The sequence below is a fragment of the Streptomyces amritsarensis genome (assembly GCF_001953875.1).
In the GTDB taxonomy this organism is placed as follows: domain Bacteria; phylum Actinomycetota; class Actinomycetes; order Streptomycetales; family Streptomycetaceae; genus Streptomyces; species Streptomyces amritsarensis.
In genome coordinates this window covers 1-23367 of sequence record NZ_MQUR01000057.1, presented here as the reverse complement: position 1 = coordinate 23367, position 23367 = coordinate 1, and the positions used below count along the sequence as shown (strand labels likewise).

Sequence of the window (23367 nt, the reverse complement as noted above, 5' to 3'; positions counted from 1 at the left end):
CCCGGCCCCGCCTGCCACCGGCCCCGCCCCGGCCCCCGCCGGCCCCCCGCACGCGGGCGGGCCGGTCAGGGAGCGGCGACGCGGACCGCGAACAGGACGGCGTCGTCCCGCGCGTCCCGCGGACCGACGCCGTCCAGGAGGGACCGCAGCAGCGCCTTCAGCGGCAGGTCCGCAGGAGCCGCGGCGAGGAGGCGGGAGAGCCGTTCGACGTTGTTCTCGATGTCTTCCCCCCGCTCCTCGACCAGCCCGTCGGTGTACAGCAGCAGGGTGCTGCCCGGGGGCAGCGAACGGCTGTCGCAGGTGCGGGGCCCCGGCGTCAGGGCGTGGTGCAGCAGCACGTCGTGCCGCCCGAGGGTCTCCACGGCGCCGTCAGCGGTGACCACGAGCGGCGCCGGGTGGCCCGCGTTGCTCCACCGCAGCCGCCAGCGGCCGTCGGCCGCCGGCGCCAGGTGGGCGTGGACGGCGGTGCCGCTGGCCGGCAGGTTCAGCCGGCGGCAGGCCCTTTCCAGCGCGCTGAGCGCCTGCCCCGGGCCCTCGCCCGGATGGTCGTGATCGGCCTGGCGCAGCATGCTGCGCACCTGGCCCATCAGCGCGGCCGCCCGCATGTCGTGCCCGGTGATGTCGCCGACGGTGAGGGCCAGCGCGCCCGTGGCCGCCACGCCCGGTGCCAACGGCAGCGGATAGGCGTCGTACCAGTCACCGCCGACCATGTCCTCCCGGGCGGCCGGACGGTACAGGGCGGACAGCTCCAGGCCGGGCACGGCGGGCAGCTCGGTGAGCATGGCCCGCTGCAACTGGCGGGCGACGGTGATGCGTTCGTCGAGGTGGAGAGCGCGTTCGACGGCCTGGGCGGTGTAGCCGGCGAGCGTGGTCAGCACCGCCCGCTCGTCCGTGCCGATGGCGTACGGGGCGTCCCAGGCCAGCACCAGGGCCCCGAGCACCCCGTGCGTCCCGCGCAGGGGAAGGCAGGCGGCGGTCTCCAGGCCCAGGGTCTCGAACGCCGGGGTGGCCAGGGGGACGGACGCGGCGCGGGCCTCGTCGGCCTCCGGCGGGCCGTCGACCACGATCACCCGGTTCTGCCGTACCGCCCGGGCGACCGGCCAGTCCGAACCGACGGGGAAGGACTCGGTGACCGTGCCCCGCAGCGGCGCACCGCCCACGGGGCTCAGGACCCGGTGGAGCATCCCCCGCCGCAGCAGGACCAGGTCGATGCACGAGGGCTTGAGGTCCCCGCTGACCAGGTCCCCGACCCGCTGGCGCACGTCGTCCAGGCTCCGGGTGTCGGCGAGGTCTTCGGACGCGCGCAGGAGCAGCTCGGAACGGTTGAGCAACTCGTGCACCCGGGAGGCCTCGCCCTCCGCCGCCGCACGGGCCTGGCGCACGGTCTCGGAGCGCGTCCGCATCCGCATCTGCGCACTGCACGCGGCGGCGAGGTCCGACAGATCCCGAGCGTCGTCCTCGGTCCACTCCCGCAGGTCGAGGTCGGTGACCGCGAGGACGCCCAGGAGCTCGCCCGACCCCCCGACGAGGGGGACGCCGGCGAACGCGAAGGCCCCGCCGACGTCTTCCACATGCGACAGGAACCGGGTCCGTCCGTCCGCCGCGACCCGGCGGCAGCAGGCCATGACGGCCGGATCGGGGCGGTTCCCGACCGGCCAGCACTCGGGAACCGCCCCCGCGTTCTCACCCGCCGGTTCCAGCCAGACGAGCCCCAGCGGCGCCGCCAGCAGACGTGTGGCGAGCCGGGCGAAACGATTCAAGCCCTCACTCTCCTGTCGGTACCCCGGCCACTCTCCTGTCGGTTCTCCGGGCCGTACCCGCACATTCGATGCCCCCATCGTAGGCTCGCGCGCCGCCACGCGCCCTGCGCATCCCGCGCTGACCTGCCCCGAAGGCACGCCGGCGGCAGCGTGGCCGGCGCCGCGCCGGACAGGGCGGAGAGCGCCGCGGGCGTCCCGGCCCGGCCCGCCGCGGACGCCCCGCGCCGACCGCCGTGGCGGGGTCCGCGGCGATGGCGCGCGGTTTCCGCCCGTCCCCGAGGGGCAGGCGCACGCCATGGATCAGGCGAAGGCACCCGTACTCGACGCATTGGCCGCCTACCACCGTGACGGGCAGACCCCCTTCACGCCCCCGGGGCACAAACAGGGCCGCGGGGCCGACCCGAGAGTCCGGGCCGTGCTCGGCGACGACGTGTTCCGCTCCGACGTCCTCGCCACCAGCGGCCTCGACGACCGCACCTCCTCGCAGGGCGTGGTGGAGGAGGCCGAGGCGCTGATGGCCGATGCCGTCGGCGCCGAACACGCCTTCTTCTCCACCTGCGGCAGCTCCCTCTCGGTGAAGTCGGCGATGCTCTCCGTCGCCGGGCCCCACCAGGAGCTGCTGGTGGGGCGGGACGCCCACAAGTCCGTCGTCTCGGGCCTCATCCTCTGCGGCATCCGGCCCGTCTGGGTGGATCCCGAGTGGGACGCCGAGCGCCACCTCGCCCACCCGCCGTCCGCCGAGGCCTTCGAGGCCGCGTTCGCCGCGCACCCCGACGCGCGCGGGGCGCTGGTGACCACACCGACTCCCTACGGCACGTGCTCGGACCTCGCCGCACTCGCCGAGGTCTGCCACCGCCGGGGCCGGCCCCTGCTCGTCGACGAGGCGTGGGGCGCCCACCTGCCGTTCCATCCCGCCCTTCCCACCTGGGCGATGGACGCGGGCGCCGACGTGTGCGTGACCTCGGTCCACAAGATGGGCTCCGGCCTGGAACAGAGTTCGGTCTTCCACCTCCAGGGCGGCCTCGTGAGCCCGGAGGTCCTCAAGAGCCGCGAAGACCTGCTGGGCACGACCAGCCCGTCCGTCCTGGTCTACGCGGCCCTGGACGGCTGGCGGCGCCAGATGGCCGAACACGGCAAAGCCCTCTACGACGACACTCTCGCCCTCGCCGACCGGGTCCGAGACCGGATCTCCGGCATCGGCGGCATGCGCGTGCACGGCCGCGAGGACTTCTGCGGACCGGGCCGGGCGGCCGACATGGACCCCCTCCAGGTCGTCGTCGACATCAGCGCGTGGGAGGTCACCGGCTACCGTGCCGCCGACTGGCTGCGACGGCACCACCGCATCAACCTCCACCTCGCCGACCACCGCCGGATCAGCGCCCAGCTCACCCACGCCGACGACCAGGAGACCGCCGACAGCCTGCTCACCGCCCTGACCGACCTCGCCGGCCACGCCGCGCAACTGCGGACGGGACAGCCCGTCAGGGTCCCGCAGCCGCCCCGGATGCGGCTGGAACAGGCGGCCCTGCCCCGTGACGCCTTCTTCGGGCCGACCGAGCAGGTGCCCTGGAACGAGGCCGACGGGCGGATCGCAGCAGAGATGCTCACCCCCTACCCTCCGGGCATCCCGGCGGCGCTGCCGGGCGAACGCCTCACCGCGGACGTCCTGCACTACCTGCGCTCCGGGGTCGAGGCGGGCATGGTCGTACCGGACGCGGTCGACACGGACGTCACGAGCGTCCGGGTGGTGCGCGAGAGCTGACACGCGGCGCGGACGCCGGACGCGGGCGCGGACGCCGGCCACGGCCATGGCCCGTGCCAGGGCCCCGGCACGGGCCCGGCCGGGTCGTCGAGACGAGGAGGAGGCCCCGTGCAGACGTTCCTTCCGTTCCCGTCGTTCGGGGACTCGGCCGCGGTGCTCGACGTCCGGCGGCTCGGCAAGCAGCGGGTCGAGGCGCTCCAGGTACTGCGCGGGCTGATCGTGCCGGGCTACGGGTGGCGCAGGCACCCGGCGGTACGCATGTGGGCCGGCTACGAGGAGGCGCTCGTGCGGTACGGCCTGGACGTCTGCCGGAAGTGGACCGCCGAGGGCCGCGGCGACACGTGCGCCGTCACCCTGGTCCGCGACTTCCGGGCCTGGCTGCCGGGCGGTGAGCCGAGGACGCAGGAGCAGCTGGCCGCCGACGGGGACCTGCCGCCGTGGCTGGGCGTCCCGGACTTCCACCGCAGCCACCAGTCCGCCCTGGTGCGCAAGGACCCGGACTTCTACCGCCCCCGCTTCCCCGAGGTCGCGGACGACCTGCCGTACCTCTGGCCCGCATCCGACCGCGACACCGGCACCCGGTAGGCGTCGCCGCCGGAGCACCGGCACCGTGGCACGCGGCTCGCCCGGCGGCTACCGGATCCGGTCGGTCGAGCTGCTGGTCCTGCGCGCTGCCGACCGCGGCCGTCGGTCAGCCGGAGCGGCCCTTCTTGCGGAGGGCGTCCGGCTTGTGCACCGCCGACCGGCCGGACGCTTCGCTCTCCACCTCGTACTGCGGCTGCTCGTCCGAAGCGTCCACGGTGCGACCCGCTGCCCGCGTGCGCTCCGTGATCTTCTTCTTCACCTTCCCCGTCACCCGCCGGCCGTGGCTCTTCCAGGTGACCTCGTCACCCCGGCCCAGGCCGTCCCCGTCCTTGCCGCCCCTGCCCGAAGTCTCGGCGTCCATGAGGCTCCCTTCCGCTCGGGCCGGCCGACCCGCGGCGCGGGGCGTGCCGTGCTGTCCCAGCCTCGGGCACGCGCGCGTTCCACGCCTCCCGGACCGCCCCGAGCACCCTCGTGCGCCCGGCCGGCGGCCCGGCCCCCGCCGACTGCCCTACAGTGGACGGTCCGCGATCCCGCAGGAGAACCACATGCGAGCCCAGCCGCCCCCGGGCGGACCGGACGACGGGGCGGACGCCCTGTTCGCCCTGGAGGACATCGACCCGGGGCCGGCGTCCCACCCGCAGGGGACCGCCGGCCCGCTGTTCCGTGACAGTCCCGCAGCGCGCCGGCTGCTGTCCGTACGGGCGATCTTCGCCGAGCCCGCCGCCGCGGCCTCCCCGCGCGGCAGACAGGTCCTCGCCCGGTACCCCGACGCCGAGATCGTCCCCGTCGACTCGCACTGGCGGATCCCCGACCTCCACGGGAACGAGGGCAACGTCGACCGCTGGGTCCGGATCAAGACCGAGACGCTGGTCCTGGGGGAGAAGAAGACGCTCACCACCCGGCCCAACGGCCGCTCCGCCGACTGGATCGCCCCCGGCCCGGCCAACGGCTGCGCGATGGCCTGCGCCTACTGCTACGTCCCGCGCCGCAAGGGCTACGCCAACCCGGTCACCGTCTTCACCAACATCGAGCGCACCATCGCCCACCTCTCCCGGCACATCGCGCGCCTGGGCCCCAAGCCCGAGCCCAACCAGTGCGACCCGGCCGCCTGGGTCTACGACATCGGCGAGAACAGCGACTGCTCCGTCGACGCCCTGATCAGCGACAACGTGGCCGACCTGGTGCACGCCTTCGCGCGGTGGCCCGCCGCCAAGGCGTCCTTCGCCACCAAGTTCGTCAACCCCGACCTGCTCCTCCTGGAGCCCCGCGGACGTACCCGCGTGCGGTTCTCCCTCATGCCGCAGAGCGACTCCAGGCTGCTGGACATCCGCACCAGCCCGGTGGAGGACCGCCTCGCCGCCGCCGCGGACTTCCTGGACGCCGGCTACGAGGTCCACTTCAACCTCTCGCCCGTCGTCCTGCGCCCCGGCTGGGAAGGGGACTGGGCCCAGCTGCTGCGGAACATGGACGACGTGCTGCCGGCCCGGGTGAAGGACCAGGCGGCCGCCGAGGTCATCATGCTGACGCACAACAAGGACCTGCACGAGCTCAATCTGGGCTGGCACCCCCGTGCGGAGGACGTCCTGTGGCAGCCCCGCCTCCAGGAGCCGAAGCGTTCGCAGAACGGCAGTTGGAACGTCCGCTACCGCGGCGACGTGAAAGCCGGGGCCGTCGCGGCGATGCGTGAGCTCGTCGCCGCCCACGCGCCGTGGCTGCGGATCCGCTACGCGTTCTGACCGGCGGTCATGTCAAGAGTATTGACAGAAGTTGAACACAATCGGACGCTGAGAGCGCTCTCACGCTTCAATAATTCGTCCCTGCCTTGCCCCACCGCTCCCTCGGCAGGCCCCCACGCAAGGAGGAAGAGAGTGTTTCGCTTGTCGCGAGTGCTGGCGTTCGGTGTCGCGGCCCTGTCCGTAGGCGCCGGCGTGCTGTTCTTCGGCCCGCCGCCGTCGGCCGAGGCCGTACCGGCCACCATCCCGCTCACCATCAAGAACACATCGGGCCGCAACGAGCCCGTCTACATCTACAACCTGGGCACCCAGCTCGCGACGGGCCGGCAGGGCTGGGCCGACGCCGACGGCGCCTTCCACCCCTGGCCCGTCGGGGGAAACCCGCCCACCCCCGCGCCCGACGCGTCGATCGCCGGACCGGCGAACGGCCAGACCAAGACGATCCGGATGCCCAAGTTCTCCGGACGCGTCTACTTCTCCGTCGGACGCAAGCTCGTCTTCCGGCTCACCACCGGCGGCCTGGTGCAGCCGGCCGTGCAGAACCCCTCCGACCCCAACCACGACATCCTGTTCAACTGGTCCGAGTACACCCTCAACGACGCCGGCCTGTGGATCAACAGCACCCAGGTCGACATGTTCTCCGCCCCGTACGCGGTGGGCGCCAAGGCGGCCGACGGCACGGTCAAGAACACCGGCCGGCTCAAGGCCGGCGGGTACGGCGCCGTCTTCGCGGGCCTGCGTTCGGCCGGCTGGGGCGGGCTGATCCAGAGCCGTCCCGACGGCACGCCCCTACGGGCGCTGTCGCCCGGCCACGGCATCGAGGCGGGCGGCATCCCGGCGAGCGCGATGGACGACTACATCAACCGCGTCTGGAGCAGGTACAGCTCCTCCACCTCACCGTGACGCCGTTCGCGCACGAACCGAACACCAAGTACCACGGCCGGGTCTCGGGCGACGTCATGAACTTCACCGACGGCTCGGGAGCGGTGGTCACCAGCTTCCGCAAGCCCGACTCCGACAGCGTCTTCGGCTGCTACAAGCTCCTGGACGCCCCCAACGACACCGTGCGCGGCCCGATCTCCCGCACCCTGTGCGCGGGCTTCAACCGCACCACGCTCCTGACCAACCCCAACCAGCCCGACGCGAACGGCGCCGGCTTCTACCGCGACGCGGTCACCAACCACTACTCCCGCATCATCCACGCGCAGATGGCCGACGGTAAGGCGTACGGCTTCGCCTTCGACGACGTGGGCGCCCACGAGTCGCTGGTGCACGAGGGGAACCCCAAGGAGGCCTTCATGACGCTGGAACCCTACAACTGACCCCGGTCCGCGGCCGGTCGGGCCGCCGCCGCCACGTCAGTGGTCGTGGCGCGCCCCGTGCTCCATCGACCGGGGCCCGGCCGCCCCGGCCTCCTGGCCGAAGAGGGGCAGGGGCGCCTGTTCGCCGGGCCCCGTCGCGGTCAGCGGTATGCCGAGGCTCTGGCACATCCGCCGGGCCCGGGCCAGCGCGCTGAAGGTCATGGGGGAGGGGGAGCCGCTCGGCAGTTCGACGCAGACCTGCGCCGGACGGTGCAGGTGCACGAGGGATTCGATCTGCAGGGCGGCCGCGGCCCGATCGGTGACGCGCAGCTCGTGCAGGATCCGCACGTGCAGCGTCCCGTCGGCGATGTGGTGACTGATGACCATGTCGCGCCTCCCCGCACCCGCCGGGATCCGGGCACCCCGCCGTCGGGGTGTCCGGATCCCAGTGTGCGGCAGCGGCCCCGCCCGGACGAGTCGGGCCTCCCACGCCTTCAGGGCCCGTCCCGCCACCGTCAGGGCCGGGCGGCGCGAAGCAGGCGCGGACGCCGTCGCCGAGAGCCGGTCGCCGAGGCCGACCGCGCTGCTGCCCGATGAGCGCGGCCGGGCGCGCCGGCGACTCCGGCGCCGAACCGGTCGGCTCCCTCCCGGAGGACTTTTTCGCTGTCCGCGGCGACCGACCCCGCCCTCGACGTCCTGCCCGCCGGCCCCGCCGCGGCCCCCGGGGTGACGCGGCGCCGCCGGGCGCCTGACCGCTCGAAACGGTGACACCTCCGGCGCTGCCGCCCCGTAGCGCATTCGGGTCCCCGGCGCCACCTCGCGACCGTGCGCCGCGGCCGTCGCCGGAAGGCCTCCAGGGGTAAAGGTCCGCGCCGTCAAGGCGTCGGCGGGCCGTCGACCTCCCCTTACGCCGCCGCTCCCCGCGGGCCGTTTACCGGCGGGGCCGGAATTCGCCGCCATCGATGGCGCATAACGGTTCCTCCGGTCCGATGAACTCCAACGAAAGCGCCCGTGCGGGCAGTTGGGCCTAGTTATGCTCCCGCCCACCGGTCAGAAGGTCACCCTTTTCCGATAATTCGAGGACGCCGATGGAGCAAAGAGACATTCCACCCGAAAAGGCCCACCCGGAGGCGGGGGCAAGCCGGGCGCTGCCCGCGATCGGGTCCCTGGCCGCCGTCTGCCTGGTCGGGGCGCTTGTTTCCTCCTCCGAGCCGGTCGGCACCATCCTGATCGCCGCGGCCGGCCTGTGCACCGCCGCCGTGTTCGTCGAGGCCCTGCGGCGCGGCCGCGCGCTCGCCGCCCGGGGCGCCGAGATCGCCGCGCTCCGGCACACCCTGGCCCGGCAGGAGACCGAGGCGACCCGGCTGTCCGCGGCGGTGCTCCCCGAGGCCATCGAGCGACTGCGCCGGGGCGAGGTGGCCGAGGAGGTGCTCACCTCCCTGGGCGGCCGCGCCGGACACGGCAACCGCTGGGGCGACGACACCGCCCTCACGCCCCGCTTCAGGGCAGCCCTGCAGGCCGTACTGGCCCACGTCATCGACGCCGTCGACAACGAGGAGAGCCTGCGCGACTCCGCCCAGCGGGCCTTCGTCAACGTCGCCCGCCGCGTGCAGGCGATCGTCCACCAGCAGGCGCACGAGATGCGCGAGATGGAGGACCGGCACGGCCGCAACCCGGACGTGTTCGGAGACCTTCTGCGACTGGACCACGGCACCGCCCTCATCGGCAGGCTCGCCGACTCCATCTCCGTCCTCGGCGGTGCCCGCCCCGGACGCCAGTGGAGCAGGGCCGTCACCCTCTACAGCGTCATGCGCGGCGCGATGTCGAGGATCATCGACTACCAGCGGGTCGAACTGCACTCCGTCTCCGAGGTCGCCGTCGTCGGCCCCGTCGTCGAGCCGCTGATCCACACCCTCGCCGAGCTGCTGGACAACGCCACCCGCTACTCCCCGCCGCACACCCGGGTCCACCTCACCGCCGTCGAGGTGCAGTCGGGCATCGCCGTGGAGATCGAGGACGGCGGACTCAGCATGAGCGAGGAGGCCCGCGCACGCGCCGAGAAGATGCTCGCGCAGGCACAGTCCGGCATCGACCTCAACGACCTGGGCGAGACGCCGAGGCTGGGCCTCGCGGTCGTCGGACGGCTGGCACAGGCGTACGGGTTCCAGGTGTCCCTGCGCTCCTCGGCGTACGGCGGTGTCCGCGCCGTGGTCATCGTGCCGCAGCACCTGATCACCACCGCGTCCGCGGCGACCGGTCTCGCCCACGGGATCGGCTCCTCCTCGGGGCCCAGGGCGGTGTCCGCCACCCCGCGCGAGCACCCGGTCGACGCGGCGTCGGCCGGCGTGTCCGTGCCCCGCCCGGCGCCTTCGCCCGGGCCGGTGCCCGGCCCGATGATGCCCGCCGACGGCGGGCCGACCACCGAACGTACCGCGACCGGCCTGCCGCAACGGCGTCGCAAGGACCGTGTCGCCACCTCCGAAGTCCGGTCGGCCGCGAGGCCGCAGCCGGCGGACGACAACGGCCCCGGAATGTGGCTGGAGGCGTTCCACAGCGGGCTTGCGGGTGAACCGGGCCAGGACGCGCCGGGCGCCCAGGACGCGTCGGATTCAGCGACCAAAGGGGCTTAAGCAGTGATGACTCAGCGAAGCAGTATGGACTGGATGCTCAAGGACCTGGCCGCCGGCGTGCCGCAGACGCGGCACGTGATCGTGCTGTCCGCGGACGGGCTCTGCGTGGCCCAGTACGGGGCCGAGACGGACACGGCCGACCGGCTGGCGGCCGCGTGCGCCGGCCTGCAGAGCCTCGCCGGAGCGGTGGCCGCCGAACTCCCCAGTTCCCAGGGCAGAATGCGGCTCGTCGTGATCGAGATGGACGGCGGCTTCTTCTACCTCATGGCCGCCGGAGACGGCTCCTACCTCGCGGTCCTCGCCGACGAGGGAGTCGACGCGGGCCTCATGGGCGCGCAGATGCGCAACCTGGTGACCCGAATGGGGGACCACCTCAGCAGCCCGCCCCGACATGACGGGCAGCCCGCGTGAAAGAGCCGCCCTCAAGCTGGGAGGACGGCAGTCCGGAACGGCTCTACGTCATCACCGGCGGACGCAGTGGGCCCTCCACCTCCGTCCAGCTGGACCTCGTGACCTTAGTGGTGGCCAAAGGGCCTCCCCGGCCCGAGATGCAGCCCGAGCAGGCCTCCATCCTGCGGATGTGCCAGTCACCGCTGTCGGTGGCCGAGATCGCCGCGTACGCAGGCCTGCCCGTGAGCGTCGTCACCGTGCTGGTCGGAGACCTGATGGCCGCCCGACGCGTGCACGTCCGCCCGCCCGTTCCCGCCGCGCAGCTACCCGACCTTGCTCTGATCGAGGCAGTGATCGATGGACTTCAGAAGCTCTGACCCGCCCGCCGGGCCGCGCGAGGCGGACATCCTGCCGCAGACGGCCGCGGCGGCCGTCAAGGTCGTGGTCGTCGGCGGATTCGGCGTGGGCAAGACGACGATGGTCGGTGCCGTCAGCGAGATCAAACCGCTGACGACCGAGGAGACGATGACCCGGGCCGGCGTCGGCGTCGACGACACCTGGGGCGTCGCCCGCAAGATCACCACCACCGTGGCCATGGACTTCGGCCGCATCAGCATCAACGACGAACTCGTGCTGTACCTGTTCGGGACACCCGGCCAGGAGCGCTTCTGGTTCCTGTGGCGCGGGCTCTTCGAGGGCGCGCTCGGGGCCGTCGTGCTCCTCGACACCCGTCGGCTGGAGATCAGCTTCGACGTCATCGGACGCTTGGAGGAACGCGGCGTCCCCTTCGTCGTGGCCGTCAACTCTTTCCCCGGCGCACCCGACCATCCCCTGGAGGAACTGCGCGAGGCACTCGACCTGCCCCCCGCCGTCCCGATCCTCGTCTGCGACGCCAGAAGGCGGGACTCCTCCCGCGACGTCCTGCTGACCCTCATGCGCTACCTGCACTCCCAGGCAGCCACCCAGGAGGCAATGTGACCACCACCCCCACCCCACCGCCCGGGTGCCCCGCCCACGCCGCGGCGACCGCGGGCGGCCTGTACCGCCTGCACGGAGCGGAAGCCCAGGCGGACCCCCTCGCCCTGTACGAGAAGCTGCGGGCCGAGCACGGCCCGGTCGCCCCGGTGCTCGTGAGCGGGGACCTCCCGGCGTGGCTCGTCCTCGGCCACCGGGAGAACCTGGACGTCGCCCGCACGTCCTCGCGCTTCGCCCGCGACCCCCGCGGCTGGCGCGACATGAGAGAGGGCCGGGTGCCGGCCGACACCCCGCTCGGCCCCATGGTGTCCTGGGTGCCGGTGTGCAACTTCACCGACGGCCCCGTCCACGAGCGGCTGCGCTCGGCCGTGGTGGAGTCCCTCGAACGCTTCGACAAGCGCGGCATCCGCCGCTATGTGACGCGCTTCGCCAACCAGCTCGTCGACCAGATCGCGGCCGAGGGGTACGCCGACCTGGTGCCCGCCTTCTCCGACCAACTCCCCATGCTGGTCATGACCCAGCTCATCGGCGCCCCCGACGAGCACGGGCCGCTGCTGGTCAACGCGGCGCGCGACATGCTCCAGGGGACGGAGACGGCCCTGCAGAGCGACCGCTACGTCACGACCACGCTGGAGAACCTGGTCGTCGAGCGCAAGGCCAACCCCGCCCGCGACCTCGCCTCCTGGCTGATCGAGCACCCCGCGGACCTGACCGACACCGAAGTGCTCATGCACCTGCGGGTCGTGCTGATCGCGGCCTACGAGACCACCGCGAACCTGATCGCCAACACGCTGCGCACCGTCCTGACGGACCCGCGCTTCCGGGCCAGCCTCTCCGGAGGCCACATGACCCTGCCGGACGCGCTGGAGCAGGTCCTGTGGGACGACCCGCCGATCAACACGATCATCGGGCGCTGGGCCACCGGGGACACCGTGCTCGGCGGCCAGCAGGTGAAGGCCGGGGACATGATCCTGCTCGGCCTGGCCGCGGGCAACGCCGACCCGCAGATCCGGCCCGACCCCTCCGTGTCCGTCCACGGCAACCGCTCGCACCTGGCGTTCAGCAGCGGCCCGCACGAATGCCCCGGCCAGGACATCGGGCGCGCCATCGCGGACACCGGCATCGAGGTCCTGCTGGACCGGCTGCCCGACCTCCAGCTGGCGGTCGACGCGAGCGAACTCCGGTGGCGCGGCACGCTGATGTCCCGCCACCTGCTGTCACTGCCGGTACGGTTCGCCCCGCGCTCGGCGCCGGCCCCGTCCCCGGCCCCGCAGCTCCCGGTGGAGCAGCCGGCCGGGCACCCCGTGCACCCGGTGATCCCGCCGCAGCCGACGGCGCCGCCACCGGCCGCGGTCGGTCGCAGGCGCCGTGGCGTCAGCTGGTGGCGCCGGCTGCTGGGCCGCCGCTGAGCGGACCGCTCGCACCGAGGTCCCCGGCCGTACGGGCCGGGGACCTCGGTGTCGTGCTCAGCCGTGCAGGTGCCGCCACCAGGACGCCAGAGCCGGCAGATCCGGCGGCCCGGTCGCGGTGGTGCTGGGCTGCTCGGCGTACCGGACCGGGAACCGGGCGTCCGGGACGGGCAGTTCGTACCGGTTGCGCGGACTGGCGTACCGGGGTGCCCGGGTCTGCCAGGCGATCGAGCCGGCCACGTAGTGCCCCAACGCCGCCAGGTGGCTGCGCAGTTGCCCGTCCGCGCCGTCCCCGCCGTCCTCGAGCCGCGCCCGCAGCCGGGTGAACAGGACCATCACCCGGTCGCGCAGCGCCACGGCGAGCGGGACCGCCTCGGCCGGGGAGCAGCCCTCCTGATGGGCGAGGACGTTGACGAGGTTCACCTCGCGCGGCTCCAGGTGGTCGTCCTTGTCGTAGGAGAACAGGTCGTTGTCCGCGCTGACGACGAAACCGGCCGCGTCCGTCAGGGCCGTCAGGGCGGGGGAGCTGAGGACGTCCGCCGACAGCCTGCTACCGCGGGCGACGTCCGCCCAGGTCAGTGAGAACCGTGTGCCGTTCGCCAGCGGCCCCATGGCGACGAAGTCGTTCAGCCCCGGCATGGACCCCGCCTCCGCCCGGGCGGCCCGCCAGGCGGCCCCGAGCAGCCAGTCCCGTGTTCCCTCGACGAATCTGCGCAGCTCGTAGGGGGTGAGCATGGCATGGGTGCGGTCCACCAGATCCCGTAGTGCACGGGTCATGGGCCCGTCGGGCAGCACGGACGCCCCCGGGTCCTCGATGGTGCGCAGCAGCCGCACCCCGTGCTCGACGACGGCAGCGGTCCCCACCTCGTCGGAGCCCGAGTCCTGCCAGTCGTCCACGGCGTTCGCCCAGTAGTTCCACTGGGTGAACAGCAGGACGGCCTCCACGTCCCCGTCGGGGATGATGCGGCAGGAGAAGTCGGCACTGTGGGTGGCGAGCCCCCAGGCACGCTCGACGGGATCGGGGTACAGGCCGAAGGCGTCCAGCCATGCGACGGCCCGGGACTCCACCTCCTCGGCCTCGGGGTGGACGAGGTCGCGCGGCAGTGGGCAGTAGAAGGGCGGCAGGCCCGTACCGAGGCGCGAGGGCCGGAGCGGTGCTGTCATCGGCCGCCGCCGATCCGGAAGCGCAGCAGCCGCGTCTCCACCGCGTGGTCGCGCCAGAGCCGGAAGAACCTGCTGTGTGCGATCGTCGACTGTTCGAGCCGGTGGCCGCTCCAGGCCCCCGGTACGGCAGCGGAGTCCGCCCGCAGCCGGTCGAGCTCGGCGGTGTTCCACGCCATGGACTGCACCCAGAACTCCGCCACCGAGTCCGTCACGTCCTCGTCCTGCACCAGCTCGAAGCCGGCCGCCTCGGCCGCGGCCAGGTACTCCCCGAGCCGGCCGAGCCGTGTTCTGTAGTAGCCGTCCATGAACTCCCGCCACGGCGTGGCGCCCGCGAAATGCTCCTGGATCCCGAACCAGCCCCCCGGCTCCAGGGCCTTGGCGACGACCTCGAACAGCCGGGTCCGATCGGTGTAGCCGCTGCTCTCGTTGGCGTACACGGCGTCGTAGGCGCGGGTCTCGTCGAGGTGGTGCACATCGGCCAGTACGGGCATCACGCGCTCCGCGACGCCGGCGCGGCGGGCGAAGCGCCCCACGATGGGAAGGTGCTCCGGCGCGATGGTGAGGCTGGTGACCGACGCCCCGTGCTCCTGCGCCCAGTAGAGCGAGGTGCCGCCCAGGCCGCAGCCGATGTCGAGCAGGCGCCGGGGAGGCGTCTCGTACACGCCCCACGTGCGGGCCGCGTGGTCGACTATTCGCTCCTGCGAGTCGAACAGGCCCTGCTTCAGAGCCCTTTGGGGGACGGTGGTCTCCGGTGGGCCGTCCGGGTACAGCCCCACGTGGAAGTGGACGCGCGGACCCGGCCCGTACTTGTGGAGGATCTCCCGTGTCTTGCGGCTGTAGTAGCGCCGCACCTGTTCCTCCGCGGACGAGCCGCGGTCGCCGCTCAAGGGCCATACGAACGGTAAAACGCGCATGGGGTGTCCGCCCTTTCGTGGGGTAGGGCTGCCCTCCGGGATGCTCGGCGCCGCTCTCGGAGCGCCCCGAAAAGGCACACTGTTGAAGCACGGACCATCGTGGCATTCCGTCGGCACCGCGTCAGCCCGCTGGGGGAGCACGGTACCGTCAAGATCCTTGCGCCGGGCCCTGGTTGGCATCAGACGCGGGCCGGCGCCCGCGCCGCGGACGGCGCCAGCCGTCGGAACGCCCGCGCGTCCGCCACGGCCGCTCCACCCGGGTCGTTGTTGAAGTACGCGAAGACGTCCGCGCCCGCCGGCCAGGTGTCCGCGATCCGGGCCGCCCAGGTGCGCAGGGCCGTCCTGCCGTATCGGGGCGCCGGGCGGGCACGGCCCTCGTGGAACCGCACGTACCCCCAGTCCGCGGTGCGCCACAGCGGGGTCACGGGCCGCGATCCGCGGTCGGCCCAGCACAGGGCCGCGCCGCGGTCGGTCAGGACCGCGCGCACGTCCTGCGTCCACCAGGACGCGTGCCGGGGCTCGACCGCGACGCGCGTACCGGCCGGGAAGCAGGCGAGACACGCGTCGAGTGCGGCCGGGTCGGCCCGCAGGGTGGGCGGCAGCTGGAGCAGGACCGGTCCGAGCCGGTCGCCGAGGGCCGCCGCGTGCGCCAGGAGCCGGTGCACCGGCTCGGCGGGCTCGCGCAGGCGTTTGACGTGCGTCAGGAAGCGGCTCGCCTTGACGGCCATGACGAAACCGGGCGGTGTGCGGGCGCGCCACTGGGCGAACGTCTCGGGTGACGGCAGCCGGTAGAAGGCGTTGTTGATCTCCACGGTGCCGAAATGAGCCGTGTACTCCTCCAGCCACAGGCGCTGCGGCCGGTCCGGCGGGTAGAGGACACCCGACCAGTCCCGGTACTGCCACCCGGAGGTGCCGACGTACACGGTCATGCCATCCGCCTGCCCTGCCCGACGTCCGGCACACCTCGCCGCCCCGGTTTGAGGCGGAGATCCCCGGGCACAAGCCGACTGCCGTCCCGCGGTCCCGACTGCGGGACGGACCAGGAACAGCGCACCGGGGCGGTGGTGGCCGATGGAAGCGATGGCGAAGGCCGTCCCGGACGCACCCGGTGACGACGCCGGGCAGCACTACGACGCCACCCCCTACCTGCCCGCACGCGGCGGACTGCCTGCCCTGCGCCGGGCGGCGTCCGCATGCCGCGGGTGCCCCTTGTTCCGTGACGCCACCCAGACCGTCTTCGGCCGGGGCCCGGCCCGCGCCCGCCTGATGCTGGTCGGGGAGCAGCCCGGTGACCGGGAGGACGTGCAGGGGGAGCCCTTCGTGGGTCCGGCCGGGCAGTTGCTGCGCCGGGCGCTGGACGAGGCCGGGCTCGACGGCGAGGAGGCGTACCTCACCAACGTGGTCAAGCACTTCAAGTTCACCCCTGCTCCGCGCGGCAAACGGCGCATCCACCAGGCGCCCAGCCTGCGCGAGATGACCGCCTGCCGGCCCTGGCTGGCGCGGGAACTGCGCCTGGTCGCGCCCGAGGTGCTGGTGGTGCTCGGCGCGACGGCGGGCAAGGCCCTGCTGGGGCCCTCGTTCCGGGTCGGCGAGCAGCGGGGCGTCCTGCTGCCGATGCCGGCCCTCGACGGCGAGGAGCCGGGGACGGCGGCGGCCGGGCAGCTGCTGGCGACGGTCCACCCCTCGGCGGTGCTGCGGGCCGACGACCGCGAGGCCGCCTTCGCGGGCCTGGTCGCGGACCTCTCGGTGGCCGCCACCGTGCTGGAATGACCCGCGCGGGGCCGGCCGCGGACGGGGAAGCCCTCAGGAGAGGGCCGACGCCAGTACCGCGGCGGCCTTCGCGGCCTTCGCGACCAGCGCGTCCTCGCGCGGAGCGGAAGGCGGCCGGCGGCCGGCCCGGTCAGCCGGCCGGGGCGTGGGCGGGGCCCTGTTCGCGGACGCCCCAGGGCGAGCCGTACGCCGTCAGCAGGTCGAGGAACGGGACCGGCGGCAGCGCCTCGGGGCCCAGGACACCGGAGCCGGACCACACGCCGGTCGCGAGCAGTTCGAGGGCCACCACCGGGTTGACGGCGGTCTGCCAGACGACGGCCTGGGAGCCGTACTCGCGCATCGACCACTGGTTGTCGACGACGTGGTAGAGGTACACCTCGCGGGGCCGGCCGTCCTTGGCGCCCTTGACCCAGGTGCCGGCGCAGGTCTTCCCCGTCATCCGGTCCCCGAGCGTCGCCGGGTCGGGCAGACAGGCGGCGACCACGTCGCGCGGCGAGACCCGCACCTCGGCGCCGTCAGCGCCGCGGACCGGCACCCGGACCGTGGAGTCCAGGCCCAGCGCGTGCAGCGCCTTGAGCTTGCCGATGAAGTCGTCGCCGAGACCGTACTTGAACGTCACGCGGCGGGCGCCCACCCAGCGCGGCACGAGGAGGACCTCCTCGTGCTCGACGTTGACGCACTCGACCGGCCCGATGCCCTCGGGGAAGTCGAAGACCTCCGGCTCGCTGAACGGCTCGGTGGTGAACCAGCCGCGCTCGCTCTCGTACACGACGGGAGGGTTCAGGCACTCCTCGATCGTCGTCCAGATGTTGAAGGACGGGGCGAAGTCGTAGCCCTCGACGGCCAGGTCGGCCCCGTCGCGGATACCGATCTCGTCGATGTCGTCGAAGAGCTCGTCGGCCGCGTAGCGGGCGAAGACGTCCGACAGCCCGGGTTCGACGCCCATGCCGACGAGCGCCAGGCGGCCCGACCTCTCCCAGTCGGCGGCCCGTTCGAACTGCTCGTCGCCGAGCTTCACCCCGCACTCGCCGTGCGGATTGTCCGGGTGCGGGCGGGAGAGGGACATGGCCATGTCGACGTAGTGGCTGCCCGCCGCCAGCGCCGCGTTGAACAGCGGCATCACGAAGCGCGGGTCGGTGGCGTTCATCAGTACGTCGCACCCGTGCTCGGTGAGCAGCCCGGTCACCGCCGCCTCGTCGGAGGCGTCGACGCGGCAGGCGCTGAAGCGCTGCTCGTCGGCGCCCAGGGCGGCGACTGCGGCCTGCGCGCGGCCCAGGTCGTAGTCGGCGACGAGGAAGTGGTCGAAGAAGTCACGGCGGGCGGCGATCTTGGTGATCGCGCTCCCGACACCGCCGGCACCCACAAGCAGAACACGCATGGCCTGGTCCTCTCTCGGTGAGGCGTCCGCCTCAGGGGGCTGATGGAACCTGGCGCCCCGAGTTAAGGTCAATGGTGTTGGCATAAGACAGGACGGGACGTCAGGGAGGCGGGCGGCGATGGCGAAGAACGTGGTCCCCGAGGAGGCGCGCAGGAGGAGGCGGCCCACCCGCCGGGGGACGGTCCTCTCCGAGAAGCTGATCGTCGAGACGGCGCTGCGGATGGTGCGCGAGCACGGCAGCGCCGGCCTGTCCGCCCGACGGCTCGGCGCCGCCCTCGGCGCGGACCCCAGCACCCTCTACCGGTACTTCGAGGGCATGGACGGCCTCACCCTCGCCATCGGCGAGGAGCTGATCGGCCGGGCGCTCGCCGGCTGGGCCCCCACCGGACGGTGGCGCGACGACCTGCGTGCCCTCGGGCTGCGCATCCACGGCGCCTACCTCGCCCACCCGCAGGCAGCCCTGCTGACCGCCAGCCGGGTCACCGGCCGCCCGCGGGAGATCGCGGCGGACGAGGCGATCCTGGGCATCCTGCGCGGTGCCGGGTTCGGCGACGAGGACGCGGTGCGGATCTACCACGCCTACATCGACCAGAGCCTGGCCTTCGCGGCCCTCGACGCGGGACCCCTCGCCCTGACGGACAAGGCGCGCGCGTCCGACGAGGAGCGCTGGGAGTCGACCTACGCCCGCCTGCCGGCGGACGACCACCCGAACATCGCGGCCACCGCCCGGCTGCTGGCCGCCCGGATGCCGCACAGTGCCTACCCGGTCGCGCTGGAGATGCTGCTGGACACGGCGGAGCGGCAGCTGGCGGACGCCGGGGCCTGAGCCGGGGCCCGGGCGTGGACGTTAGCCGCCCGCCCGACCGGGCAGGCGCAGGGAGGAGGAAGCGGACCCGAACCGTGGAGGAGGCACCGATGAAGGCTTCGACCGTCGCGTACAAGCCCGTGGGAATGGCGCTCGGCACCCTCGGAGGCGTGCTCGCCGGCGTCGCGTTCAAGCAGCTGTGGAAGCGGCTCGGCCATGAGGACGACGCACCGGACGCCACCGACGAGGACCGGACGTGGCGGGAGATCCTCATCGCCGCGGTCCTCCAGGGCGCCGTGTTCGCCGTGGTCAAGGCGGCGATCGACCGGGGCGGAGCCGTGGCGGTCAGGCGCCTCACCGGCACCTGGCCGGACTGACCCCGTTCGCCTCCGCCGAGGTGGGCGCGAAGGCTCCGGATGGCGGCGGCCGGGCTGGTCGCCGTCGGTGTGCGGAGGTGTACGGGGCGTCTCGGGTGAGTGAAGGGCGCAACGGGAGGGAAGGCGCACACCGGAAGCGCAACTCCGGAAATATGCCGGAATGCGACGTTTCTCTATGTTCCGGGAGAGCGGGTACATGCCTCTCCAACTGAGACTCCACCTCGACCTGCACGGACGCAGCGCAGCGGCACAGGCCCGGCGCGCGGCCCGGATCCACCTCGAGGAAACGGCGGCCGACCACCACGAGCTCATCCCACCTCTCGCGCTGGACACGGCGCTCCTGCTGATCAGTGAGCTCGTCACCAACGCCGTCCGCCATACGAGCGGCGGATGCCTGCTGGAGGTCCGCCTCGCGGCGGACGGGATCGACATCGAGGTCACGGACACCAGCGATGCGGAGCCGCAGCCCAGGCGGCCCGACCGGCGCGGCGAGGGCGGCTGGGGATGGCACCTGGTCAACCGGCTGGGGACCGACGTGGGGATCCGCCACCATGCGACGGGAGGCAAGACGATCCATGTCCGCGTCCCGTGTTGAGGGCCTGACCCCCGCCGCCGGGCGGCCCCCGGGCCGAGGGCTGGAGGCGAGGCCGCCGCGAGGGCGCCGTACACTCGGCCCGGCCGGACGGCGCAGCGCGGTGGCCGCGGTGGCCGCTCCTGCGGTGGTCGCGGACGTAGGTCAGGTCACCGGCCGGGCCCGCAGTACGCGGGCCGGCTGCTGGCCTCCGCCCGTCGCCAGCACCCGCACCTCGCCGCCGCTGCTGATCTCCGCCCGGACGATGCCGGTGGCGTCCTCGTAGACGGGGTGCCCACCGGGGCCCGCGGCGCTGGTGCGGGTCATCCGGACGACGTCCTCCCCGACCCCGTCCGCGGCGGCGAAGACCACCTCGTAGGCTTCCGCGTCCCCGTGCACCGTGCTCATGGCCGACCCTCCTGCCGTGACGACTGCCGTTCGCCGGCTGGTGGCCGACTTCGCACCTGCCACGCTAAGCCCGGCCCGCCGCTCTGTCCTGGCCGGGGGCCGGGGCCGGGGCCCCGCACGGCTCAGCCGCCGCGGCGCACCACGAAGGCGACGGCGTCCACCGGGCCGCTGCGGCGGAAGTGCAGGACGAACGGGATGACGTCGCCCACCTGGCGGCGGGACTTCACCCTGACCATCAGGTCCAGGGTGCTTGGCGTCATGTGCACGACAGTCCCGGCCGGGACGTTCGCCGAGGACACCGCGCGCACCGCGTCGCCGCCCCCGCCGACGGGCTCGTGCCGGTTCAGCATGATCTCGTCGGCGGCCGGCGAGGTCACCGCGACCAGCTGGTCGTCGGAGCCACCGGTGTTGGCGATCCGGAAGAAGGCCGAGGTGCGCTCCCTGCCGGCGTACGGGAGGAGGACCTGACCCACGCCGACGTCGATCCGCGCCGGGCTGCCCGCGGCCCCCGCCCTGGTCCACGCGGTCAGCGCCACCAGCATGGCCATGCAGGCCATCACGGGAACCAGCGTGGCGAGCAGCCCGTCGCGCAGGCTCCGCCGGTCCGGGCCGCGGACTTCGGCCGCCGCCCTCACCGCCCGGGCCGCGGCGCGGCCCGCCGTCCGCCGCACCCGCGGGCCCACCGACCGGTTCACCCTCCGCAAGGACTCGTTCATCGAAGGGACGCCTTTCCGACGGGGGTGCCCGGGCGCCTCGGCGCCGGCTGCCAGGTGCGCAGGCGCAGGCTGTTGGCCACCACGAGGACCGAGCTGGCGGACATCGCGGCCGCGGCGAGCATCGGACCCAGCAGCCCCACGGCCGCCAGCGGCACGGTCACCGCGTTGTAGCCGAACGCCCAGACCAGGTTGAGCCGGATCGTCGCCAGCGTGCGGCGGGCGAGGCGGACCGCGTCGGCGACCGCCTCGATGTCACCCCGGACAAGGGTCACGTCGGCGGCCCCGATGGCCACGTCCGTACCGCTGCCCATCGCGATCCCGAGATCCGCCTCCGCCAGGGCCGCGGCGTCGTTGACCCCGTCCCCGATCACGGCCACCCGGCGGCCCCCGCTCCGCAGCTTCCGTACCAGCGCGGCCTTGCCCTCGGGTGTGCAGCGGACGTGCACCTCCGCGATGCCGAGCTCGCGGGCCACGGCCCGTGCCGTGGTCTCCCCGTCGCCGGTGGCCAGGACCGGCTCCACGCCGAGACGCCGCAGCCGGTCGACCGCCCGGTAGCTGCCCGGCCGCAGGACGTCGCCCACCGCGATCAGGGCCTCGTCGAAGCCGTCCACCCGCACCAGGACCGGGGTGAGCGCGGCGGCCTCCGCCTCGGCCAACGCCTGCGCCAGCGACGCGGGCAGGCCCTCACCCGGAGTGCGTACCTCCACCCTGCGGCCCTCCACGATCCCCGTGACACCGCTGCCGGGGACGGCCAGGAAGCCGGCGACCCCCGGCAGCGGGCCCCGGGCCGCGGAACGCCGGGCGTACGAGGCGATCGCCCGGCCCAGCGGATGCTCGGAGCCCTGCTCCACCGCCCCGGCCAGCCGGACCGCCGCGTCCCGGCCGATCCCGCCGGCGGTCTCCGTGACCCGTACGACCGACATGTGGCCCGTGGTGAGGGTGCCGGTCTTGTCCAGGACGATCACGTCGACGTGCCGCAGGGCCTCCAGCGACTGCGGCCCCTTGACCAGGATGCCGAGCCGGGCGCCCCGGCCGGTGGCGGCCATGAGGGCGGTCGGGGTGGCCAGCCCCAGGGCGCACGGGCAGGCCACGACGAGGATCGCGACGGCCGCGGTGACGGCCGCCTGCGGATCGGCTCCGGCGCCGAGCCAGAAGCCGAGCACGGTCACCGCCAGGGAGAGCACGGCCGGGACGAAGACGCCCGCCACCCTGTCCGCCAGGCGCTGCGCCCGCGCCTTGCCCGCCTGGGCCTCGGTGACCAGGTCCGTGATCCGCGCCAGCCGGGTGTCGGCGCCCACCGCGGTGGCCTGTACGAGGAGCAGTCCGCCCATGTTGACGGCGCCGCCCACCACCGCCCGGCCGGGGCCCACCTCGACGGGATCGCTCTCCCCGGTGATCAGCGACAGGTCCAGGGCCGAACTGCCCGACACCACGACGCCGTCGGTGGCGACCCGTTCGCCGGGCCGGACGACGAACCCCTGGCCCGGTACGAGCTCCGCTATGGGCAGCAGGCGCTCCTTGCCGTCCTCGCGGACCGTGACGTCCTTGGCGGCCAGCCCGGCGAGGGAGCGCAGCGCCGCCCCCGTACCGCGCCGGGCCCGCGCCTCCAGATGACGGCCGGTCAGCACGAACAGGGGGACGGCGACCGCGGCCTCCAGGTAGATGTGGGCGACCTCCGTTCCGGCCGAGGGGAGCAGGCTGAACGGCATCCGCATACCGGGATCGCCCGCGCCGCCGAGGAACAGCGCGTACAGGGACCAGGCGAAGGAGGCGATGACGCCCAGCGAGACGAGGGTGTCCATGGTGGCCGCCGAGTGCCGCAGCCCGCGGGCCGCCCTCAGGTGGAACGGCCAGGCGCTCCAGACGACCACGGGCGCGGCCAGGACCAGGCACAGCCACTGCCAGTTGCGGAACTGCAGGGCGGGGGCCATCGACAAGGCGAGGACGGGCAGGCAGAGCAGGGCGGTTATCAGCAGGCGTTCGCGGTCCTTGCGGGCCTCCTCCCGCGTCCGGCCGGCGGGGTCGTCCGGGTCGTCCGGATCCGCAGGGCCGGTCGTACGGCTCGGCGCGAGGGGACCGGCCGCGGTACCCGGTGCCGGCCGTGGGGGCGCCGACACCGACTCCGCCCCGTAGCCGGCCTTTTCGACCGCCGCGAGGAGCTCTGCGGCCGTGACGTCCACCGGGTGGTGGACGCGGGCCCGACCGGTGGCCAGGTTCACCGAGGCCGTCACCCCGTCGATGCGGGACAGCCGCTTCTCCACCCGGTTCACGCACGCCGCGCAGGTCATGCCGCGGACGACGAGGTCGGTGGTCACCCCCGCGACCGTGCCGCCCTCCGCCGTCATCGCCCTCCGCCGTTCATGCCGCCCATGCCGCCACCCGGGCCGCCGTTCATGCCGCCCATGCCCCCCGGCTCGGCGGGGCCGGGGTCGCCGACGGTGCTGCGCATGCCGGGCGCCACCGGACCGGCCGCGGACCCGATCCCGTACGCGAGGGCGAACACCGCCAGGAGCAGCACCACGAAGCCGGTCAGCGCCCGGGGAGGGCCCCACCTCCCCGTGGACGCGGAGGCCTGGACTGCGGACTGCTGTTCTTCGGTCATCGACATTCCCTGATCCGAGGATGCGCTCACGGGGTCGACGCCCCGCCGGTTCCGCGCAGGTGGTCGGATGCGGTCCCCGCCCGGTTCCCGCCGATCCCCGCGGATTTCCGTGGGGAT

The 23367-nt window shown here is 73.8% G+C and carries 23 protein-coding genes and 1 pseudogene; 13 read left to right on the top strand and 11 right to left on the bottom strand.

Features of this window, described 5'->3' with window-relative positions:
- Positions 1-65 precede the first annotated feature (65 nt).
- Entirely contained in the window at positions 66-1760 is a 1695-nt protein-coding gene (locus AVW11_RS22690) for a SpoIIE family protein phosphatase (RefSeq protein ID WP_079250734.1), read from the bottom strand.
- Positions 1761-2055: 295 nt separating this feature from the next.
- Here AVW11_RS22690 and AVW11_RS22685 point away from each other — a divergent pair, with 295 nt between their 5' ends.
- Entirely contained in the window at positions 2056-3522 is a 1467-nt protein-coding gene (locus AVW11_RS22685) for an aminotransferase class I/II-fold pyridoxal phosphate-dependent enzyme (protein WP_076045592.1), read from the top strand.
- A 108-nt stretch (positions 3523-3630) separates the two neighbouring features.
- On the top strand, positions 3631-4107 hold the full coding sequence (locus AVW11_RS22680; protein WP_030843685.1) for an MSMEG_6728 family protein: 477 nt from the start codon (positions 3631-3633) through the stop codon (positions 4105-4107).
- Between the two features lie 106 nt (positions 4108-4213).
- Here AVW11_RS22680 and AVW11_RS22675 read toward each other — a convergent pair whose 3' ends face one another.
- Positions 4214-4468 (bottom strand): hypervirulence associated TUDOR domain-containing protein, encoded by a 255-nt coding sequence (locus AVW11_RS22675; RefSeq protein ID WP_060177473.1) that lies wholly within the window; start codon positions 4466-4468, stop codon positions 4214-4216.
- 184 nt (positions 4469-4652) lie between these two features.
- Here AVW11_RS22675 and AVW11_RS22670 point away from each other — a divergent pair, with 184 nt between their 5' ends.
- Both AVW11_RS22670 and AVW11_RS22665 read left to right on the top strand, forming a co-directional pair.
- Positions 4653-5843, top strand: a complete 1191-nt coding sequence (locus AVW11_RS22670) for a spore photoproduct lyase family protein (protein WP_076045590.1) — start codon at positions 4653-4655, stop codon at positions 5841-5843.
- Between the two features lie 132 nt (positions 5844-5975).
- A pseudogene (locus AVW11_RS22665) lies at positions 5976-7162 on the top strand (glycoside hydrolase family 64 protein).
- A 36-nt stretch (positions 7163-7198) separates the two neighbouring features.
- Here the strand turns inward: AVW11_RS22665 and AVW11_RS22660 are convergent.
- Complete coding sequence (locus AVW11_RS22660) at positions 7199-7528, bottom strand: hypothetical protein (RefSeq protein WP_076045588.1); 330 nt, start codon at positions 7526-7528, stop codon at positions 7199-7201.
- Positions 7529-8229: 701 nt separating this feature from the next.
- Between AVW11_RS22660 and AVW11_RS22655 the strand changes: the two genes are divergently transcribed.
- Genes AVW11_RS22655 through AVW11_RS22635 form a run of 5 tightly spaced genes read left to right on the top strand, consistent with a single transcriptional unit; the run spans position 8230 to position 12545 of the window.
- A complete protein-coding gene (locus AVW11_RS22655) occupies positions 8230-9771 on the top strand; it encodes a sensor histidine kinase (RefSeq protein ID WP_076045586.1) in 1542 nt (513 codons plus the stop codon).
- 6 nt (positions 9772-9777) lie between these two features.
- Positions 9778-10182 (top strand): roadblock/LC7 domain-containing protein, encoded by a 405-nt coding sequence (locus AVW11_RS22650; RefSeq protein WP_030651942.1) that lies wholly within the window; start codon positions 9778-9780, stop codon positions 10180-10182.
- A complete protein-coding gene (locus AVW11_RS22645) occupies positions 10179-10538 on the top strand; it encodes a DUF742 domain-containing protein (protein ID WP_030843673.1) in 360 nt (119 codons plus the stop codon). The genes AVW11_RS22650 and AVW11_RS22645 overlap by 4 nt, the downstream gene beginning before the upstream one ends.
- Positions 10519-11139 carry a GTP-binding protein gene (locus tag AVW11_RS22640; protein ID WP_030843670.1) on the top strand — a complete coding sequence of 207 codons (621 nt, stop codon included), beginning with the start codon at positions 10519-10521 and terminating at the stop codon, positions 11137-11139. Before AVW11_RS22645 ends, AVW11_RS22640 begins: the two co-directional genes overlap by 20 nt.
- Positions 11136-12545 (top strand): cytochrome P450, encoded by a 1410-nt coding sequence (locus tag AVW11_RS22635; protein WP_060177478.1) that lies wholly within the window; start codon positions 11136-11138, stop codon positions 12543-12545. Before AVW11_RS22640 ends, AVW11_RS22635 begins: the two co-directional genes overlap by 4 nt.
- Positions 12546-12602: 57 nt before the next feature.
- On the opposite strand, the gene AVW11_RS22630 is transcribed toward AVW11_RS22635, so the two are convergent.
- The 3 genes from AVW11_RS22630 to AVW11_RS22620 form a co-directional block, all read right to left on the bottom strand.
- A complete protein-coding gene (locus tag AVW11_RS22630) occupies positions 12603-13709 on the bottom strand; it encodes a terpene synthase family protein (protein WP_076045584.1) in 1107 nt (368 codons plus the stop codon).
- A complete protein-coding gene (locus tag AVW11_RS22625; RefSeq protein ID WP_240528235.1) occupies positions 13706-14596 on the bottom strand; it encodes a methyltransferase domain-containing protein in 891 nt (296 codons plus the stop codon). The genes AVW11_RS22630 and AVW11_RS22625 overlap by 4 nt, the downstream gene beginning before the upstream one ends.
- Before the next feature lie 206 nt (positions 14597-14802).
- Entirely contained in the window at positions 14803-15552 is a 750-nt protein-coding gene (locus AVW11_RS22620) for a DUF72 domain-containing protein (protein ID WP_076045580.1), read from the bottom strand.
- Between the two features lie 151 nt (positions 15553-15703).
- Here AVW11_RS22620 and AVW11_RS22615 point away from each other — a divergent pair, with 151 nt between their 5' ends.
- On the top strand, positions 15704-16393 hold the full coding sequence (locus tag AVW11_RS22615; protein ID WP_076045625.1) for a UdgX family uracil-DNA binding protein: 690 nt from the start codon (positions 15704-15706) through the stop codon (positions 16391-16393).
- Positions 16394-16523: 130 nt separating this feature from the next.
- Here the strand turns inward: AVW11_RS22615 and AVW11_RS22610 are convergent, their stop codons facing one another.
- On the bottom strand, positions 16524-17771 hold the full coding sequence (locus AVW11_RS22610; protein ID WP_076045578.1) for a saccharopine dehydrogenase family protein: 1248 nt from the start codon (positions 17769-17771) through the stop codon (positions 16524-16526).
- A gap of 118 nt (positions 17772-17889) precedes the next feature.
- Here AVW11_RS22610 and AVW11_RS22605 point away from each other — a divergent pair, with 118 nt between their 5' ends.
- The 3 genes from AVW11_RS22605 to AVW11_RS22595 all read left to right on the top strand — a co-directional run bounded on the left by AVW11_RS22605 (position 17890) and on the right by AVW11_RS22595 (position 19548).
- On the top strand, positions 17890-18597 hold the full coding sequence (locus AVW11_RS22605; protein ID WP_060177483.1) for a TetR/AcrR family transcriptional regulator: 708 nt from the start codon (positions 17890-17892) through the stop codon (positions 18595-18597).
- An 89-nt stretch (positions 18598-18686) separates the two neighbouring features.
- A complete protein-coding gene (locus AVW11_RS22600; RefSeq protein ID WP_076045576.1) occupies positions 18687-18953 on the top strand; it encodes a DUF4235 domain-containing protein in 267 nt (88 codons plus the stop codon).
- Positions 18954-19149: 196 nt separating this feature from the next.
- Positions 19150-19548 carry an ATP-binding protein gene (locus AVW11_RS22595; protein ID WP_158076155.1) on the top strand — a complete coding sequence of 133 codons (399 nt, stop codon included), beginning with the start codon at positions 19150-19152 and terminating at the stop codon, positions 19546-19548.
- Between the two features lie 141 nt (positions 19549-19689).
- Here AVW11_RS22595 and AVW11_RS22590 read toward each other — a convergent pair whose 3' ends face one another.
- The 4 genes from AVW11_RS22590 to AVW11_RS22575 all read right to left on the bottom strand — a co-directional run bounded on the left by AVW11_RS22590 (position 19690) and on the right by AVW11_RS22575 (position 23250).
- A complete protein-coding gene (locus AVW11_RS22590) occupies positions 19690-19932 on the bottom strand; it encodes a DUF6296 family protein (RefSeq protein ID WP_030843647.1) in 243 nt (80 codons plus the stop codon).
- Between the two features lie 122 nt (positions 19933-20054).
- The gene (locus tag AVW11_RS22585) at positions 20055-20648 is read right to left on the bottom strand and encodes a copper chaperone PCu(A)C (protein ID WP_079250732.1); all 594 of its coding nucleotides are present in this window, start codon (positions 20646-20648) and stop codon (positions 20055-20057) included.
- On the bottom strand, positions 20645-22993 hold the full coding sequence (locus tag AVW11_RS22580) for a heavy metal translocating P-type ATPase (protein ID WP_076045572.1): 2349 nt from the start codon (positions 22991-22993) through the stop codon (positions 20645-20647). The genes AVW11_RS22585 and AVW11_RS22580 overlap by 4 nt, the downstream gene beginning before the upstream one ends.
- Positions 22990-23250: a hypothetical protein gene (locus tag AVW11_RS22575; RefSeq protein ID WP_076045570.1), complete on the bottom strand. Its 261-nt coding sequence runs from the start codon at positions 23248-23250 to the stop codon at positions 22990-22992. Before AVW11_RS22575 ends, AVW11_RS22580 begins: the two co-directional genes overlap by 4 nt.
- Positions 23251-23367: the final 117 nt, after the last annotated feature.